The organism is Photorhabdus noenieputensis, assembly GCF_018448935.1.
In the GTDB taxonomy this organism is placed as follows: Bacteria; Pseudomonadota; Gammaproteobacteria; order Enterobacterales; family Enterobacteriaceae; genus Photorhabdus; species Photorhabdus noenieputensis.
Genome location: NZ_RCWC01000011.1, coordinates 1 through 19,723, shown reverse-complemented (window position 1 = coordinate 19,723; position 19,723 = coordinate 1). Strand labels below are relative to the sequence as shown.

The 19,723-nt window shown below is 51.1% G+C and carries 5 protein-coding genes and 1 pseudogene; 4 read left to right on the top strand and 2 right to left on the bottom strand.

The window, feature by feature from the left end; all coding sequences use genetic code 11:
* Positions 1–49: 49 nt before the first annotated feature.
* Entirely contained in the window at positions 50–14,947 is a 14,898-nt protein-coding gene (locus tag EAE91_RS09800; protein ID WP_214088334.1) for a hemagglutinin repeat-containing protein, read from the top strand.
* A 9-nt stretch (positions 14,948–14,956) separates the two neighbouring features.
* Complete coding sequence (locus EAE91_RS09795; protein WP_214088333.1) at positions 14,957–15,298, top strand: DUF6572 domain-containing protein; 342 nt, start codon at positions 14,957–14,959, stop codon at positions 15,296–15,298.
* Positions 15,299–15,390: 92 nt separating this feature from the next.
* Here EAE91_RS09795 and EAE91_RS09790 read toward each other — a convergent pair whose 3' ends face one another.
* Together EAE91_RS09790 and EAE91_RS09785 are read right to left on the bottom strand one after the other, a co-directional pair.
* Complete coding sequence (locus EAE91_RS09790; protein ID WP_214088332.1) at positions 15,391–15,633, bottom strand: SymE family type I addiction module toxin; 243 nt, start codon at positions 15,631–15,633, stop codon at positions 15,391–15,393.
* A 74-nt stretch (positions 15,634–15,707) separates the two neighbouring features.
* Complete coding sequence (locus EAE91_RS09785) at positions 15,708–16,106, bottom strand: helix-turn-helix domain-containing protein (protein WP_036838980.1); 399 nt, start codon at positions 16,104–16,106, stop codon at positions 15,708–15,710.
* A gap of 99 nt (positions 16,107–16,205) precedes the next feature.
* Between EAE91_RS09785 and EAE91_RS09780 the strand changes: the two genes are divergently transcribed.
* Together EAE91_RS09780 and EAE91_RS09775 are read left to right on the top strand one after the other, a co-directional pair.
* On the top strand, positions 16,206–19,529 hold the full coding sequence (locus tag EAE91_RS09780; protein WP_214088331.1) for a CHC2 zinc finger domain-containing protein: 3,324 nt from the start codon (positions 16,206–16,208) through the stop codon (positions 19,527–19,529).
* Positions 19,516–19,723, top strand: a pseudogene (locus EAE91_RS09775) (site-specific tyrosine recombinase XerC); the annotation flags it as partial. The gene EAE91_RS09780 and the pseudogene EAE91_RS09775, both read left to right, overlap by 14 nt.

The following is a 19,723-nucleotide window of genomic DNA, read 5'->3' as shown; positions in this document are numbered from 1 at the left end:
CAACGCAGCCAAAGTTATCGCAGATAAAAAGTGTTAGTGGAGAAAAACAATGAACAAGCATCTGTATCGTATTATCTTTAACAAAGCCCGGAACATGCTGATGGTCGTGGCTGATATTGCCACCTCCGGGCAAGGTAGTACGGTACGCCGCCGCAGTCGTCGGCAATCATCACAATGCCTGTGCAGGTTAACAGCGTTACGACTGAGTTTGTTATTGGCGACCGGCAGCATCTCCCTAACAGCGCAAGCAAATATTGTGGCCGACGGACAGGCACCGGGTAATCAGCAACCGACTATCCTGAACAGCGCAAACGGTACGCCACAAATCGATATTCAGACCCCTAACGCCGCAGGTATCTCGCGTAATACCTACAGCCAATTTGATACCGATCAACGAGGCGTCATCCTTAACAACAGTCACAATGCTGTCCAAACTCAACTGGGCGGTATGGTGGCAGGCAATCCTTGGCTTGCCAAAGCAGAAGCCAAAATCATTCTCAATGAAGTGAACAGTATTAACGCCAGTAAACTTAATGGCTGGATAGAAGTCGCCGGACAAAAAGCCGACGTTATTATTGCCAACCCGGCGGGCATCACTTGCAACGGCTGCGGATTCATTAACGCCCATCGCGCAACACTCACCACAGGACAGGCCATGATGGAACAAGGCCGACTGAAAGGCTTTGATATTGAGCGAGGAGAAGTCCGCATTGAAGACCTGGGATTGGACAGCTCACAACAAAATTACACTGAAATTATTGCCCGCTCGGTGGTAATCAACGGCAAACTACACGCGAAAGATCTAAAAATCACAACCGGACGTAATATCGTTGATGCAGCTCACCAGAACATTGAGAAAAAATCCGCTGGCGGCAGCAAAAATCCATCATTTACGCTGGATGTAGCAGCTTTGGGCGGCATGTACGCCAATAAAATCATGCTGGTGGGTACCGAATTTGGTGTAGGGGTACGTAACGCCGGCCACATCGGAGCAACCGCCGGTGAAGTTCGCCTCACAGTTGATGGACTGATTGAGAATAGTGGCACAATTGCCGCACGAAGCAATACCATAATCAAAGCGGAGTCGATACAAAGCGCCAGCGGCAGCACCCTATCCGCCGGTATTGATAATAAAGGAAAAGCCACGCTGCCCGGATCGCTGACACTGACCGCCAAACAGCACATTCAGGCCAATGGAAAAAATCTGGCAACCAATACTCTGGAAGCACAGAGTAAAAAGATTGATCTCAGCGGCAGCCAAACTTCTGCTAACAACATTCAACTCACTGCCAATCAGCAAGAGGTGAGCACCGCCAACGCTACAGTCACCGCTGACAGCTTTACAGCTAAAACACCAGGCCAATTTAACAATGACGGTGGCACACTGGTAGCACGAGAAATCAACTTAACGACTCCAAACTTATCCAACAATCAGGGGAAAATTAATCAAACCGGCAACGGCGAGCTGGTACTGAACACCCAAACACTGAATAACCAAAGCGGGACCATTCTCAATGAAGGAAAACGACTGGCTATCACCACAAGAAATCTGGACAACCATCATGGAAAAATCGCCAATAATGGAGATGACCTGAACCTAATCGTCCACGAGAAAGCGGACAACACGGAAGGAGGGACAATTCAACTCGCCGGCAAAGGTAAACTGTCACTCAACACCCATCAGTGGATAGGTGACGGAGGCAAACTACTCTCCAATGGCGAGCTGGATATACAAGCCCACAACCTGCAACTGAACAAAAAAGCAGTCACTACCGCCGACAAGATTACAATAAAAACAGACACATTAAGCCATCAGAGTGGAGTAATGCAGCAGAATGGCAAAGATAAGATGTCCCTCACTGCCAAGACGCTGAATAACCAAAATGGCGAGATTAAAGGTAATGGCAACCTGAAAATCGACGCCGCCACCTTGGATAACAGCAAAGGCAAAATCATAGCAGCCAAACAAGGCGCTTTGGAACTGACTGTTGATGATGCTCTGAATAACCAAGATGGACACCTGGAAGCCGGTCAAGATATCCAACTTACCGCAACACAGCTTGATAACAGCCGGGGCAAAATCGCTGCAACCGGTGGCAGCACAGAACTGATCATTGGGAAAGACATTGAAAACGTTGACGGACGAATCGAAGCCAAAACAGAGCTCACCACAAAAAGTCAGGCGTTGAATAACCATCAAGGATCATTACTGGCTCAGCGAATAGATAGCCAAACCAAAGGACATAAATTCACCAACACCGCAGGACAAGTTATTGCTCAAGAAAAACTCACCCTAAACAGCGGTGAGCTGGATAACACGTCTGGTCTGTTACAATCCGACAGTGACATGATAGTCAATACTCATGGACAGAAATTGACTAATACTAAAGACACTAAAAATGGTGACGAAAAAGAGATCAAAAAAGGCACCATATTAAGTAAAGGTAATCTGGAACTCCGTACAGGAGATATCAACAACACCGCTGGTATTATTTCCGCTAAAGGAAAAACCACCCTTAACGCCGGTAACGTTAACAATACCGATGGCCAACTCTTGTCACAACAGATGGCGGAACTGACCACACAAGCATTAGATAACACTCGTGGACAGATCCAATCAGAGTCAAGCCTGTTGTTGGATACCCAAAACCAAGCCCTGACCAATACCGACAGTGGCAAAACTGGCGGTATCATTGCCAAAGACTCATTGCGCATTTCCAGCGGTAACCTGACTAATAATGCGGGCGTTATCCTTGGTCATGGCATTCACATCGATACCCATGAACAACGGCTAAGCAACCAAAAAGGCACCATAGAGAGCAAGAAAAATCTGCAACTTGACAGTGGAGAGCTCGACAGTACCAGTGGACAAATAAAATCTGATGGCGACATGACATTAGACACCCACGGGAAAAAGCTCACCACCGCTAAAAGTAGCGACACTGGCGGCGTTACCAGTGAGGGAACGCTCACCTTAAAAACAGGCGAGATCGACAACCACGATGGCACCATCAGCGGTACAGGAACGACAACGATAACGGGTGGAGACCTCCACAACCAACGAGGAAAACTTGTCAGCAAAACCAGCTCATTAACATTAACGGTAAACAACACTGACAACAGCGGTGGACTACTGCAATCCGCGGGTGATCTGACACTGGATACACAAGGTGGGCTGCTAACCAACACCAACAGCGGCAAAGAGCGGGGCATAATCAGCATAGGCAACATGAAGCTGACGACCCAAGGCGTTAACAACGATGCGGGCCTAATCCATGCGGGTAAAAACCTGATCCTTGACGGGCAGAAGGGAACCATAACCAACCGCAACAGCCAGCCTAATCAGGGTATCCGTAGCTCAGGAGACTTAACGCTGACTGCAAGTGCTATTGATAACCATCAAGGATCTGTAGAAGCTGATAAACAGCTCACCGTGACATCCGGGGCAGTTGACAATACCGGTGGTCTGCTGAAATCCGGCACAACCCTGTCGCTCAACACCCAAGGCCAGAAACTGACTAACGCACAGAGCGGAGAAAAACGCGGTATCCGCAGCGGCAGTGATCTGAAGCTGGAAGCCGGTGAAATTGATAACACCGCTGGCGTAATAGATGCGCAAGGTGAAACCTCGCTAACTAGCCAAAACCTCAACAACACCGGCGGTAAAATCCTCTCGCGGAAAAAAGCCGATCTGACAACACAAGCGGTCAACAACCAAAGCGGACTGATACAATCCGCAACCAGTTTGAAATTAGATACACAACAGCATGAACTGACTAGCACCGACGGCGGGATCATCGCAGAAGAGGCTTTAGAACTGGCTACCGGTAAACTAATCAACGACCGCGGATCTATCCGTGGTGATCAAACCCACATTAACACTCATCAGCAAGCGCTGAGCAATGTGGCTGGCACCATAACCAGTAAGAAAAACCTACAGCTCGACAGTGGAGAACTCAATAGTACCGGAGGACGAATAGAGTCTACCGGCGATATGACGCTGACCACTGGCGATATTGACAACCAAGACGGTGTGATTATCGGTACAGGAACAACAACCGTAACCGGCGGTGAACTGAAAAACCAAGGCGGAACCCTCGCCAGTGAAACCGGCTCGCTCACATTGACCGTGAAAAAAACCGATAACAGCGGCGGACTGTTGAAATCCAAGGATGATTTGACACTCGATACACAAGGTGAACTACTGACTAACCTCAACAGCGGCCAGACCGGGGGCATAATCGGTACAGGCAATGTCAAACTGACCGCTCAAGGCATCAATAATGAAGCTGGCTGGATCCATGCGGATAAAAACCTGACTCTAGATGGGAAACAAGGCAAAATAACCAACCGCAACAGCCAGCCTAAACAGGGGATAACAAGCCAGGGAGAATTGACAATAACTGCGGGCGCTATCGATAACCAACAGGGAAGAGTCATCGCCGATAAACAACTCAACGTGACATCAACAGGAACCGTTGATAATACCAGCGGTAAAATAGTCAGCCAGCATCAACAACTCACCATGAATACCGGTGAACTGAATAACACAAGTGGTTTGCTGCAATCCAAAACAACCCTTTCTCTTAACACCCACGGCCAAAAGCTGACTAATACGCAAAGCGGGGATGACCTCGGCATACGCAGCGACAGTGACCTAACCCTAGAAGCCGGTGAAATTGATAACACCGACGGTAAAATCCTCTCGAAAGGAAAAGCCGATCTAACAACACAAGCAGTCAACAACCAACGTGGACTGATACAATCCTTAGCCAGTTTGAAATTAGATACACAACAGCATGAACTCACTAACACCGATAGCGGTAAAAACGGAATCGTCGCAGAAGATGCCTTGGAACTGACTACCGGCAAACTAATCAATGACCGCGGATCTATCCGTGGTGATCAAATCCTCATTAACACCCATCAGCAAGCACTAAATAACTTGGCTGGCACCATATTCAGCAAGAAAAACCTACAGCTCGACAGTGGAGAACTCAACAATACCGGAGGACGAATAGAATCTATCAGTGATATGACACTCGACACACATGGAGAAAAACTGACCACTGCCAAAAGTGGCGATACCGGTGGCGTTATCAGTAAAGGAACATTGACGCTAACCACTGGCGAGATCGACAACCAAGACGGTGTGATTATCGGCACAGGAACAACGATCGTTACTGGCGGTGAACTGAAAAACCAAGGCGGAACCCTTGCCAGTGAAACCAGCGCACTCACATTGACCGTGAAACAAACCGATAACAGCAACGGACTGTTGCAATCCAAGGGTGATCTGACACTCGATACACAAGGTGAACTACTGACTAACCTCAACAGCGGCAAGACCGGAGGCATAATCGGTACAGGCAATGTCAAGCTGACCGCTCAAGGTATCAATAATGAAGCTGGCTGGATCCATGCGGATAAAAACCTGACTCTAGATGGGAAACAAGGCAAAATAACCAACCGCAACAGCCAACCTAAACAGGGGATAACAAGCCAGGGAGAGTTGACAATAACTGCGGGCGCTATCGATAACCAACAGGGAAGAGTCATCGCCGATAAACAGCTCAACGTGACATCAACAGGAACCGTTGATAATACTAGCGGCAAAATACTCAGCCAGAATCAACAACTCACCATGAATACCGGTGAACTGAATAACGCCGGTGGTCTGCTGCAATCCCAAACAACTCTTTCTCTTAACACCCACGGCCAAAAGCTGACTAATACGCAAAGCGGGGATGACCTCGGCATACGCAGCGGCAGTGACTTGACCTTAGAAACCGGTGAAATTGATAACACTACTGGCGCAATCATAGCGAAAGATGCTTTGGAACTGACTACCGGTAAACTAATCAATGACCACGGCTCTATCCGTGGTGATCAAATCCTCATTAACACCCATCAGCAAGCGCTAAATAACGTGGCTGGCACTATAGCCAGTAATAAAAATCTAAAACTCGATAGCGGCGAGTTAGACAGTACCGGCGGGAAAATAGAATCTATCGGTGATATGACACTGAACACGCACGGAGAAAAACTGACCACCGCCAAAAGCGGCGAAACCGGTGGCGTTATCAGTAAAGGAACATTGACGCTGACCACTGGTGAAATTGACAACCAAGATGGTTTTATCAAAGGTATAGGAACAACCACCGTTACCGGCGGTGAACTGAAAAACCAAGGCGGAACCCTCGCCAGTGAAACCGGCGCACTCACATTGACTGTGAAAAAAACCGATAACAGCGGCGGCTTGTTGAAATCCGCGAGTGATTTGACACTCGATACACAAGGTGAACTACTGACTAACCTCAACAGCGGCAAGACCGGAGGCATAATCAGTGCAGGCAATGTCAAACTGACTACTCAAGGCATCAATAACGAAGCTGGCTGGATCCATGCGGATAAAAACCTGACTCTAGATGGGAAACAAGGCAAAATAACCAACCGCAACAGCCAGCCTAAACAAGGGATAACAAGCAAGGGAGAGTTGACAATAACCGCGGGCGCTATCGATAACCAACAGGGAAGAGTCATCGCCGATAAACAGCTCAACGTGACATCAACAGGAACCGTTGATAATACCAGCGGTAAAATAGCCAGCCAGAATCAACAACTCACCATGAATACCGGTGAACTGAATAACACAAGTGGTTTGCTGCAATCCAAAACAACCCTTTCTCTTAACACCCACGGCCAAAAGCTGACTAATACGCAAAGCGGGGATGACCTCGGCATACGCAGCGACAGTGACCTAACCCTAGAAGCCGGTGAAATTGATAACACTGACGGTAAAATCCTCTCGAAAGGAAAAGCCGATCTGACAACACAAGCAGTCAACAACCAACGTGGGCTGATACAATCCTCAGCCAGTCTGAAACTGGATACCCAACAGCAGAAACTGACGAATACCGATAGCGGAAAACTTAACGGAATACTCGCACTGGATAGCCTAAAACTGATTACAGGTGAACTCATCAATGATTTCGGATATATCCGTGGCGATGAAACTCACATCAATTCTCATCAACAGACATTAAGCAACCTAACTGGCACTATAGTCAGTAAGAAAAATCTAAAACTCGATAGCGGCGAGTTAGACAGTACCGGTGGACTAATAAAGTCTGACGGCAACATGACGATAGATACTCACGGAAAAAAACTGACCACCGCCAAAAGCGGCGATACCAGAGGCGTTATCAGTGAAGGAACGATGACCCTTACTGCCGACGAAATCGACAATCAAGATGGTTTTATCAAAGGTACAGGAACAACGATCGTTACCGGCGGTGAACTGAAAAACCAAGGCGGAACCCTCACCAGCGAAAAAGGTTCTCTAACATTATCAGTGAACCAAACTGACAACAGCGGCGGCCTGTTGCAATCCGCAGGTAAACTTACTCTCGATACACACGGCCATTCACTGACTAATAAAAACAGTGGTGATCGGGGCGGTATCCGCAGCCAGGACGACATGTTAATTACCAGCGGTGATTTACATAATCAGGCTGGTACGATTACTAATCGCAAAATCGCAACCGTAAATAATCTCCAAGACACCATTGTTGGCACCCAACAGATAAAACTGATTACCCAAGCACTTAATAACCAGCAAGGCACCATCCATTCTGATGGCAACCTGAACCTCAACACTCAAGGCCAACGCCTGAATAACACCGGCGACAAAGATAAATCAGGCAAATTCTCTGCTCGCGGAGATTTGACACTGGATATCGGTGAATTAAACAACGACGCTGGTTTTATCGCCGCAGATGGCAAAACTAAGATTACCAGTACAACCCTTACCAACAAAAAAGGACTGATTGCTGGTAACAGTGGACTGGAGATTCATAGCCAGACGCTTATTAACAACAATGGCTTATTGAAGTCAGCAAACACCGTCAATATTGACACAAACGGGCAGCTACTGGACAACCAGCATGGCCGTATTATTGGCGATGACAACACCACCGTGACCAGTGGCAAACTGAATAACCAACACGGACACATTCAGGGTAAAAAACTCACCATCGACACCGGGCAAGCCGATACGGATAACCAAGACGGTAAACTGTTGTCAACAGACACCATGAACCTGAATACCCTACAGCTCGACAACCGTCGCGGACAGGTCAGAGCCATAGGTGACGCGACGATTAACGCCCCGAAACAAACGAACAATACTGGCGGCCTTATCCATAGTGACCAACAACTGACACTAAAAACAGCAGAACTCATTAACCGGGAGACTAATCACCCTGACCAAGGTACCGAAGCCCAAGACCTGATAATTGAAGCTCAACAGATAGATAACACCCAGGGAACATTACAGGGAGCCAACCGCCTGCAAGCTATCATTAATCAGTCTCTAAAAAACGAACAAGGACTAATCTCCGGTGGAAAACAACTCACCATCGAAGATAAAACCCAGAAACTGACGGTGAATAACCAGCAAGGCACACTGACTGGGAGTGAAAAGGTCAAAATTAAAGCCAACGCCTTGAGCGGTGACGGCCAAATCTTATCGCAGGGCGATATAGAGGTGAAATTAAAACAAGACTTCCACAACACCGGTAACATCGCCGCCGATGGCAAGTTGTCTCTGGAAACCGACGGCAACATCATCAATGACAGCAAAATTAAAGCCGAACAGGCGCACCTGGAAGCCCTAAATCTCACCAACACCCAAGCTGCGGAAATCAGGGCCAAGCAAACCGAAGTCAACGTCCGAAACACGCTGACCAACACCGGGTTAATTGACGGCGAACTGACCCATCTCACCGCCAACAAAGTACTGGACAACACCGGAACCGGACGTATTTACGGTGACCAAATAGCCCTTAAGACTGGCACTCTCAATAACACAGCAAAAGATGGCAAAGCCGCCGTCATTGCCGCTAGAGATCGACTAGATATCGGCACCGGAACCCTCAACAACCGTAACCATGCTCATATTTTCAGCGTGGGGGATATGCGCATTGGTGGACAACTGGATGAGAACCTGGCTGCTACTAGTCAAGCTGGCCGACTCAACAACCACGCGGCAACCATTGAGGCCGGGGGTAGCCTAAAGATTGATGCCGCTATTATCAAAAATACCAACAACGGTTTGGTCACCCATATCGTCGAAACAGAAAAATCCCGGCGTCATGAAGCAGTATTGAGCGGCCACACTACCCGCTATGACTGGTCACAAGTAGACACTTCCTACAGCAACAAATACGGCGTACACACTGCTGTTATGCCGGATGGTAGCAGTGATGATGAGTTTTACGAGTACCGATATACCCGTACCATCAATGAAACCCAGATAAAAGAGAGTGATCCGGGTAAAATTTTGTCCGGGGGTAATATGACCATCAATAGCGCGATGCTGACCAATGACGACAGTCAGATCGTAGCGGGTGGAATACTCGGGGGTGATATTGACGAGCTACACAATAACGCCACCAAAGGCGAACGTATCATCACAGATGAAGGTAGCGAAATCCGCTGGTATGCCAAAAAGAAAAAACGTCGATTCAGAGGAACCAAAACCTCCCAGGGAAAAGACTGGGACGACTATAACCCAGCACCGATAACCGAAACCATTGACCTGAAAGCCCTAGCCTGGCAGGGCAACACTCGTCCAAACTCTACCGGCATAACAATAGATGACAGGCAAACAAGCCGTGTTCAAAGTATACCAACCGGGATTAATCTGACCTCAAGAATGGCGGAAGCTGGTGAAGTTACATTCACCAATGCCACTATCAACGCCATCACACTACCGACCAGAGACATACAGACTGATCGCCCATTACTTTCACCCACAGGTCAACAGACTGAGCAGATATTATCGTCCGGCGCAGTGGCACTACCAAGCCGAGATGCACTCACTGAATACCCAACACTTTCACCCACAGGTCAACAGACTGAGCAGATATTATCGTCCGGCGCAGTGGCACTACCAAGCCGAGATGCACTCACTGAATACCCAACACTTTCACCTACAACAGGTCAACAGACTGAGCAGATATTATCGTCCGGCGCAGTGGCACTACCAAACAGAGATGCTCTGACTGAACACCCGGTACTTCCACCAGTTCAACAAACTGAACCGGTACTCCCTCCTGTGACGGTCATCCTACCAAACAGTAGTGCATTAGATGATCGCCCACTGGTGTTACCAACAGGCCAACAATTTGAACTGACGCTACCGTCTGATACCGTCCAAGGTCAAAGCGTCGAACCTCTTATCCGTATCGTTGCTCCAGATACCCGCCTGCCGGACAACAGCCTGTTTGTCGTACAGCCGGGCAGTGACAGCCATTATTTAGTGGAAACCGACCCTAAATTCACCCAATATAAAAAGTGGCTAGGCACGGATTACATGCAACAACAGTTAACCCGCGACCCGTCACTAGCGCACAAACGCCTGGGAGATGGATTCTACGAACAACGCTTGGTACGTGATCAAATCACCCAACTGACTGGTCAGCGTTATCTGGCCGGCCACAACAACGATGAAACCCAGTTCAAAGCGTTAATGGAAGCCGGTGTTGCCTTCAGCAAACAGCAACAGCTCACCCCCGGCATCGCCTTGAGTCCCTCTCAGATGGCGCTGCTCACCTCTGACATTATCTGGCTGACCAACCGGAACGTGACTCTGCCAGACGGCACCACGCAGGTGGTCACCGTGCCACAGGTCTACGCTCGCGTAAATAAAGGCGACCTGACCGGTGACGGCGCCCTGCTCTCCGGCAAAAAAGTAACAATAAATAGCCGAAAAGATATTACCAACAGCGGCTCCATCAGCGGACGTGAAGTCACCAAATTGACAGCCAGCAATCTGACCAACAGCGGCTTTATCCAAAGCGGCAAAGTGGATTTAACCGCCCGGCAGGACATCACCAACCTCGGCGGACAAATTCGGGGCCGTGACCGCGTTTCTGCACAGGCAGATCGGGATATCACCAGTGCCTCTACCCTGCGCGGAGCAGGTGCTGACCGTTGGCAAGATCGGCCTGCGGGCATTTATGTCCAGAATGACAACGGCACCTTATCGCTAAAAGCCCTCAACAACATCCATCTCACGGCCAGTGATGTGGAGAACGCGGGCAAAGACGGTCAGACAGAGATAACAGCGGGCCTCGACTTGACTCTGGACACCCTGCGCACTCATCGCACAGAAAACAGTGACTGGGGGAGCGACAACTATCGCCATCTGACACAACAACGTGACGTCGGTAGCCAGATAACCACCGCCGGCAACCTGGCACTGCGAGCGGGTAATAACCTCAATGCTACTGCGGCTAACGTGAACGCCGGTCAACAGCTTACCGCTCAGGCCGGGAACAACATCACACTAGATGCCGGTACCGCTTCATCAGACCTGGTAGAACACAGCAAACAGACCAGTAAAGGCTTACTCTCCAAATCCTCCGTCGAAACCCACGACGAAGTGCATGAACGCCGCGCACAGAGCACCACGCTCAGTGGCGACAGCGTGACTGTACAGGCCGGGAATAACCTGAATATCACCGGCAGTAACGTGGCAGGCACTCAGGACGTTAATCTGGCCGCAGGCAATCAGCTCACCATCACCACCGCTGATGAAGCCCGTCATGAAATACACTTCAAACAAGAGAAAAAATCCGGTCTGATGGGAACCGGCGGTATCGGCTTCTCCGTCGGCAAAGCCAGCCAAAAATCCACTACCGATATCGACAGCAACCTCAACAAAGGCAGTACGGTAGGCAGCAGCCAGGGCAGTGTGACATTCAGCGCCGGAAAACAGCTCAACATTCACGGCAGTGATGTAGTGGCGGGCCAAGATATGCAACTTTCCGGTCAAAACATTAACATCACCAGCGCGGAAAACAGTCACACCGCTATCACCAAAACCGAACAGAAACAAAGCGGCCTGACCGTGGCGTTGTCCGGCACCGCAGGCGGGGCCATAAATTCCGCCGTTCAAACGGTTCAAACCGCCAACAATGAAAGTGACAGCCGCCTGAAAGCCTTACAAGGCACCAAAGCCGCCCTTAACGGGATACAGGCAGTCCAGGCAGCCCGTCTGGCCGACGCTAAAGGCGGTGGCGACAAAGCTAATAACAATCTGGTGGGCGTCAACCTCTCCTACGGCAGCCAGTCCTCCCAGTCAGAGCTGAAACAGCACCAGACCACTCAACAGGGCAGCAGCCTGATGACCGGGGATAATCTCACCCTCACCGCTTCCGGCACACCAGACCAGAACGGCGATATCCGCATTCATGGCGGCCAGTTGCAGGCGGGCAAAGACCTGCAACTCAATGCCAGCCGGGATATCCAGCTCTCATCCAGCCAGAACACCGAACAGACCACCGGCAAAAACAGCAGTCGCGGCAGCTCACTGGGCATCGGTTTCACTGCCGGACCGGGGGGCACGGGTATCAACCTCTCTGCCAGCACTAACCGCGGTAAAGGCAGTGAAAGCGGCAACGGCATCAGCCATAACGAAACTACGCTGGATGCGGGGCAAACCGTCACCCTCAACGCCGGTCGTGATGCGACGCTCAAAGGCGCTCAGGTCAGCGGCGAACAGATTACCGCCGACATCAAACGCCACCTGACGCTCAGCAGCGAGCAGGACAGCAACCGCTACGATATGAAGCAGCAGAACGTCAGTGCCGGTGTCAGTGTTACTCTCGGTCCACAACCGGGCGGTTCATTGAACCTCAGCGCCAGCCGCGACAAAATCCACAGCAACTTTGACTCCGTACAGGAACAAACCGGACTGTTCGCCGGTAAAGGCGGCTATCAAGTGAAAGTGGGGGAACACACCCAGCTTGACGGCGCAGTCATTGCCAGTACCGCAGACAAAGACAAAAACACCCTCGATACCGGCACTCTGGGCTTTGGCGATATCAAAAACAAAGCGGATTTTAAAACCGAACACCATAGCGTGAGTATCAGCACGGGCGGTTCAGCCGGCGGCATGATTCTCAGTAATCTGGCGGCCAATACCCTGGGCGGCGTTAACCGGGAAGGCCATGACCAAAGCACCACTCACGCCGCGGTCAGCGACGGTACCCTGATTATCCGGGACAAAGACAACCAGCAACAGGATGTCACCACCCTGAGCCGGGATACCGACCATGCCAATAATGCTCTCAGTCCTATCTTTGACAAAGAGAAAGAACAGCAACGGCTGAAACAGGCCCAACTGATTGGCGAAATCAGTGCGCAGGTGATTGATATCGCCAGCACCGAAGGGGCCATTATCGCCACCAAAGCGGCCAACGCCAAACTGGAGAACATCAGTAAGCCGGATAGAGAAGCGGCCATAAAAGTACTGGAGGATGAAGGTAAAACCGACATCACCCCGGAACTCATTAAAGACCAGATTTACAAGACCGCCTATAATCAGGCATTGAATGAGTCTGGCCTGGGCACCGGTGGGAAATACCACACCGCTTTACAGGCGGCTACCGCGGCCATTCAGGGACTCGCGGGCGGAAATATTGGTCAGGCACTGGCGGGCGGCGCTTCCCCTTACCTGGCCGGAGTGATTAAAGACCTGACTACCGACCCGAAAACTCACAAGGTCGATGTCGTCACCAATACCCTGGCCCATGCCATTCTGGGGGCAGTGGCCGCCGAAGTCAGTGGTAACAATGCGCTGGCGGGGGCAGCAGGAGCGGCGGGCGGTGAACTGGCCGCCCGAGAACTGATGAAGCATATTCACGGAGAAAATGCTAAAGTCAGTGACTTAAGTGAAGAGGAAAAACAGACCATCAGCACTCTTTCTACCCTGGCAGCAGGGCTGGCAGGCGGCATTGCCGGTGACTCCACCGGCAGCGCCGTCACCGGTGCCCAAGCCGGGAAGAATGCGATTGAGAATAATGCGCTGGCCTCGCGAAATCTGGGTGATTGCCGCACGCTGTCACCGGAAGCGTGCGGTAAGGCTAAGGAGCTGAGCCAGCGCATTCTGGATAAAGGCTTGCCGTCAGTGGAGGACATGCGCGGTAAACTGGCATCGTGTCAGGATGACAGCTGCCGTAAAGGGGTCTGGACTGAATATCGGCAGGCCAGTGATGCAACCATCAATACCCTGAAACAGATGGCGTTGAATGGTGAGTTGAGTCGTGAAGAACTGGCATTCATCAACCATGAGTTGGGTAAAGAACTGGCGGTATCGGGATACCGTGCCAATGACAAAATAGGTCGTTCAGAGCAGAGCAGCTGGTTAAATGGCGGCAACGGACCCCTCTCCGGGTTCTTTAACACGGAACTGCGTCAAAAAGAGCTGGAAAAATCGGGCTTGTCCAAAGCGGATGCGGCGCAGTACGTGAAGGAAGAGCAGCGGAACCTGATGTTGCTGGAGACTGCGGTCGGGGCTATTGGGGCAAAAGCTAATAGAACTTCTATAAATGTAGTCGGAAAAGGCGCAGCATTACCTACTGGTTATACCCCAAAAGGAAATTCAGTTACTGGGCCAAAAGGTAGTGTTTATGGCAATACAGGAAAAGTAGATGCCTCAGGAAACACGATTTATAGTAACAACGGTGGGTACTATACGTTTGAAAATGGCGTGAAAACAAAAGTTCAATCACCTAACTCTGATTCACAAATACGGCAGAATTATGAGAAGGGTAAGGAATTTGAACAATCTGTTTACGATAAGTTAAAACAAGACCCTAAATTAAAAACCCCGGTTAGGGAAGTTACCATAGAGACAAACGAAGGGACCAAAGTTAGGGTTGATATTATGGCTAAAGATAGAGATGGATCTATCAGGTGCATAGAATGTAAAAGTTCTCAAACTGCACCACTAACAAAGAATCAAAAGACTGGTTTTCCAGAACTCAAAGAGGGAGGAGGTACAGTTGTTGGGAAAGGTAGGCCGGGATTTGAAAGTGGAACTAAGATACCACCGACAGAAGTTGAAATAGTAAGGCCAAACGCAAAGGATAATTAAGGAGGCTATATGTCTGTAGAAGATATAAATAAAATTGATTTAATTACAATGACCCAAGAGGATATAGCTTCCCAACAGGTAATCTTGGTTATAACTGATCATTTGCAATGGTCATCTTGTATTAATGAACACCTCTTCAAATTGCAAGAAAAAATTAATAGATATATTGCATTTGTTGAAAGCGGAGAAGTATACGAAAAACTCCCAGATGCTCAGGGTAGGAATATAACGTTTAAAGTGTTTTTCCAGTACAAGATCCCTCAGGAATGTATTGATTTTATGGAGAGAGTAAACGCAATATTATCTTCCATTAACATAGAATTAACTTATGAGGAAAGTGAGGTCATTTAAAAAATTAATTATATGATCTCAATGACCAAATTAGCGCAGAGGGCTTGCTCACTGCGCTAATTTCGACCCTTTTTAACTTTCCAGTTGCAAACTCAATCTTCCGTAACAACCTGAATAACCAATTGCCCCCGCTCAACCCTCACTTGCACCGACTGCCCGGTGGCAAAGCCCGCTTCTTCCAGCCAGTTACCTTTAAGATGCAAACTGGGGTGCTGGCTGTAATAGCGGGTCATGCCAGTGTGGCGGTCGGCGTGACATCGGCTGATATAGCCGACTTTATAGCGGCGTTGCGCTTTCGAACCGCCTGAATTTACATTACAATCGCGTTCAGCCATAAATCAACTCCTACATAGTTGGTTGTGTGGTCAGCGGCCATCATGAGGTGCGAACTCATGGTTGCCGCGTCATCTCAGCGTTTAGCGCTCTTCATAACAACTTTTTCCATCATTGACTTGGTAACAAAACTGTCAATCACCATAATCAACGCCTTCTGCTCCTCATCGGATAACGAATCAGCCTGTTGCCAGAGTTCATGCAATATGTGGTTACGTATCTTCACATCTTTGCTGGTCTCGCGGCGGCCAACCAGTTCATCGAGAGAAACCTGTAAAACATCAGCCAGCTTAATCAGGGACTCCAGTTGAGGGACGATGTGTCCCCGCTCCCAGCGGTTATACACTCTGGGCAGTACCTCAATCATCTCGGCAAGCCGTGACTGGGTTAATCCCCGAGCTTCTCTGAGCATCTTAAGCCGTTCAGAAAATACGGACATATCAATACCTGTTTGCAAAACACAAATGTCCGCCATTGTACCCCTTCCTTTTTAGCTGGCTGTTGTAAAATCTCTTTAATGCGATTATTATATATCGCAAACATGTCTATTGACAAGGTTCAAAAGGAAAGACTTATGACCCGCATTCCCGATACCGATTTAGCCCGCTTAAAGCAAACCGTCTCGTTACTGGGGCTGGCGCGTAAGCAAGGCCGTCCGATGAAAAAACGCGGTGAGGATTATGTGCTGCGCTGTCCGTTCCATCACGAGAAAACGCCCTCAATGGTGATATCGCCGGCTAAGAACCTGTATCACTGCTTTGGCTGTGGCGCAGCGGGGTCAGTGCTGGACTGGGTGATACAAACGGAAGGGGTGACGCTGAAAATCGCTATCCGCCGTCTGCGGGAGCTGGCCGGGTTGCCGGACATGGACAATGCAGTTATAGCCGCTTCTTCGTTAGCCGCCCCGCCGGGATCACAGGCGGCCCCCCTGCCGCGCCCGAAACTGGCCGACCTGGACGATGACGGGCAGGCGCTGTTGCATCAGGTGATTGATTTTTATCATCAGCACTTACTGGCGTCACCGGAAGCCAAAGCCTGGCTGGCACGACGCGGGCTGAATCATCCTGAACTGGTCAGCCACTTTAAACTGGGGTATGCGGGCCATCACGGTATCAGCGGTTCCGCGGGGTTGTTGCCGTCCAAAGACAGTCAGGAAGGTCAGCAGTTGCGCGGCAAGCTGTCGGGGCTGGGCGTGTTGCGTACCACCACCCGGCAGGACCACTTCCGGGGCTGCGTCGTGGTGCCGATAATCGGCTGGGCCGAATCGGCCAGTGTGGCCAGCCGCGGGCGGGTGCTGCAACTGTATGGTCGCCGAACCCAGCCGGATTACAAAGTCCTGAAAGACAGCCCAAAGCATCTGTACCTGTCCTCACCACTGGCCGGGGTCTGGAATGAGGCAGCGATGAAAGCCGCTGCGGAAATTATCCTGTGCGAAGCGCTGATCGATGCCATGACCTTCTGGTGTGCCGGGTTCCGTAACGTGATTGCCGCGTTCGGGGTGAACGGGTTTAACCGTGAGCACCTCGAAGCCTTGCAGTATCACGGCGTGAAACGGGTGCTGATTGCCTTTGACCGGGACGAGGCCGGAGACCGTGGCGCGGCTAATGTGGCGGCTGATTTACTGGAAGCCGGTATCGAGGCGTGGCGGGTGCAGTTCCCACCGGGCATGGATGCCAATGACTATGCGCTGAAAAGCGGCAATGCCGAACATGCGCTGGGGCTGGCCTTGCAACAGGCGGTCTGGCTGGGACAGGGAACGGCCCCGGGCGCGGTGTTCAGCCATGAGCTACCCGTATCCGTATCGCCGGGTGTGACGGAAAAGCCTCACAATGCCGGGGTGGCTAAACCGGCTGCCTTAGCCGCCCCACCAGAGCTGACTGTTGCCCCCGTGCCCTGTGAGCGCACGGCCTGCGGTGAACTGCTGATGAAAAGCGGGCCACGTATCTGGCGGATACGGGGGATGAAAAAATCGCCGGTGCCCGATGTGATGAAAGTCAATGTGCAGGTGCGGGATGAAACGTCCGGCCTGTTCCATGTGGATACGCTGGACATGTATCACGCGCGGCATCGTCAGAACTACATCAGCACGGCGGCGCAAGAGCTGGAATGCGAGCTGTCGGTCATCAAACGCGAAGCCGGGCGGGTCTTGCTGATGCTGGAGCAGCAACAGGACGCGCAACAGCAGGCCGACGCCGAAGCCTCAGGGACAACGGCGGTCACGGTCAGCGCGGAAGACGAAGCCGCCGCGCTAGCGTTGCTGACATCGCCGAACTTAACAGAACAGATTATCAACGACATGGCCGCCTGCGGGGTGGTCGGCGAATCCACCAATCTGCTGACCGGGTATCTGGCGGCAGTCTCGCGCAAACTCGATAAACCGCTGGCCGTGCTGATACAAAGCAGTTCCGCTGCCGGGAAATCGTCATTGATGGAGGCGGTGCTGAACCTGATGCCGGAAGAGGAGCGTATCCAGTACTCGGCAATGACCGGGCAGAGCCTCTACTATCTGGGGGAAACCAGCCTGCAACACAAGATACTGGCGATAGCCGAAGAAGAAGGCGTACGGCAGGCGGCTTATGCCCTGAAACTGTTGCAGTCCGACGGCGAGCTGAAAATCGCCAGCACCGGCAAGAACGAACAGAGCGGCGAACTGGTGACGCGGGAATACAAGGTACAGGGACCGGTGATGCTGATGTTAACGACGACGGCCATTGATGTGGATGAAGAACTGCTGAACCGCTGTCTGGTGTTGACGGTCAACGAATCGCGCGAGCAGACGCAGGCTATCCACGCCATGCAGCGGCACCGCCAGACACTGGCCGGGTTGCTGGCTGACTCGGAGAAAGGCTATCTGACGCAGTTACACCAGAACGCCCAGCGTCTGTTAAGGCCGCTGAAAGTGGTCAATCCTTACGCCCACCAACTGACGTTCCTGTCAGACAAAACCCGGATGCGGCGCGACCACATGAAATACCTGACGCTGATACAGGCCATTGCCCTGCTGCACCAGTATCAACGTGAAGTGAAGAAAACCACCCACCGCGGGCAGGTTATCGAATATATCGAAGTCACCCAGGACGACATTGCCCTGGCTAACCGGCTGGCGCATGAGGTGCTGGGTCGCACGCTGGATGAAATGCCGCCGCAGACGCGCAAGCTGTTGCTGCTGATACAGGACTGGGTACGGGAAACCGCCGGACAACAGGCGGTCAAGGTCGATGAACTGCATTTTACCCGGCGGGATATTCGGACCGCTCTGCACTGGGGCGATACGCAACTGAAAGTGCATCTGGCGCGGTTGCTGGAAATGGAATACCTGTTGCTGCATCGCCGCGGGCTGACCTACGAATATACGCTGTTGTGGGATGGTGAAGATACCGGGCAACCGCATCTGTGCGGGTTACTGGAGATGACTGAATCCCGGTCAGAAATGACAGGCAATGTGTTCCAGTCGGGGTCAGGAGATGTTCAGTCGGGCACGGGTCGGGGCATGGTCGGCAGTCCGTCGGTAAATCAGAATCCGGCCTCAGGGCAGGCAACATCAGACCTGTCGGCGGAAGTGGCCGGGGTAAAGCAAAAAGCAGTTATCAAGACAGAAAAAAAACCGACTTCAATCCCCCTGCCCGATGAAACAGAAATGACGAATGACGCTGTTGCGGGCAAGGCGTTCCGGTCGGGGTCAGAGGGTGTTCAGTCGGGTACAGGTCGGCCCCAGGTCGGTACACAGCCGGACAGACAAAATCCGGCCTCAGCACAGACAGCACAAGGCTTAACAACAGAACCGGGCGGAGCCGGAAAGAAAACGGTTAACAGACATAAAACGCAAAAGGCCCCACCGCCCGCTGCCTCAGCCGCCCATCCCCAATCCGAAACGGAGGTTAATCATGGCAAACCGTAAACCGCGCAAAGGAAGTCTCCTGACCGTCGATGACGTCTATCGTCAGCCTGTAGGGCCGGCACATGACCCGAAAAGCCTGTATGCACTGCTGCTGCGCTTCGTGGCCTGGCGGCAGGAACGGAACTGGTCGGAAACCACGCTGAAAGTGCAGACCCATCACACCTATCACTTTATCCTGTGGGCCACGGACCGGG

Bases quoted from the DNA above. Each gene is read 5' to 3' on its own strand.
- EAE91_RS09800 (WP_214088334.1), top strand. From the start codon at position 50: ATGAACAAGCATCTGTATCGTATTATCTTTAACAAAGCCCGGAACATG.
- EAE91_RS09795 (WP_214088333.1), top strand. From the start codon at position 14,957: ATGTCTGTAGAAGATATAAATAAAATTGATTTAATTACAATGACCCAA.
- EAE91_RS09790 (WP_214088332.1), bottom strand. From the start codon at position 15,633: ATGGCTGAACGCGATTGTAATGTAAATTCAGGCGGTTCGAAAGCGCAA.
- EAE91_RS09785 (WP_036838980.1), bottom strand. From the start codon at position 16,106: ATGGCGGACATTTGTGTTTTGCAAACAGGTATTGATATGTCCGTATTT.
- EAE91_RS09780 (WP_214088331.1), top strand. From the start codon at position 16,206: ATGACCCGCATTCCCGATACCGATTTAGCCCGCTTAAAGCAAACCGTC.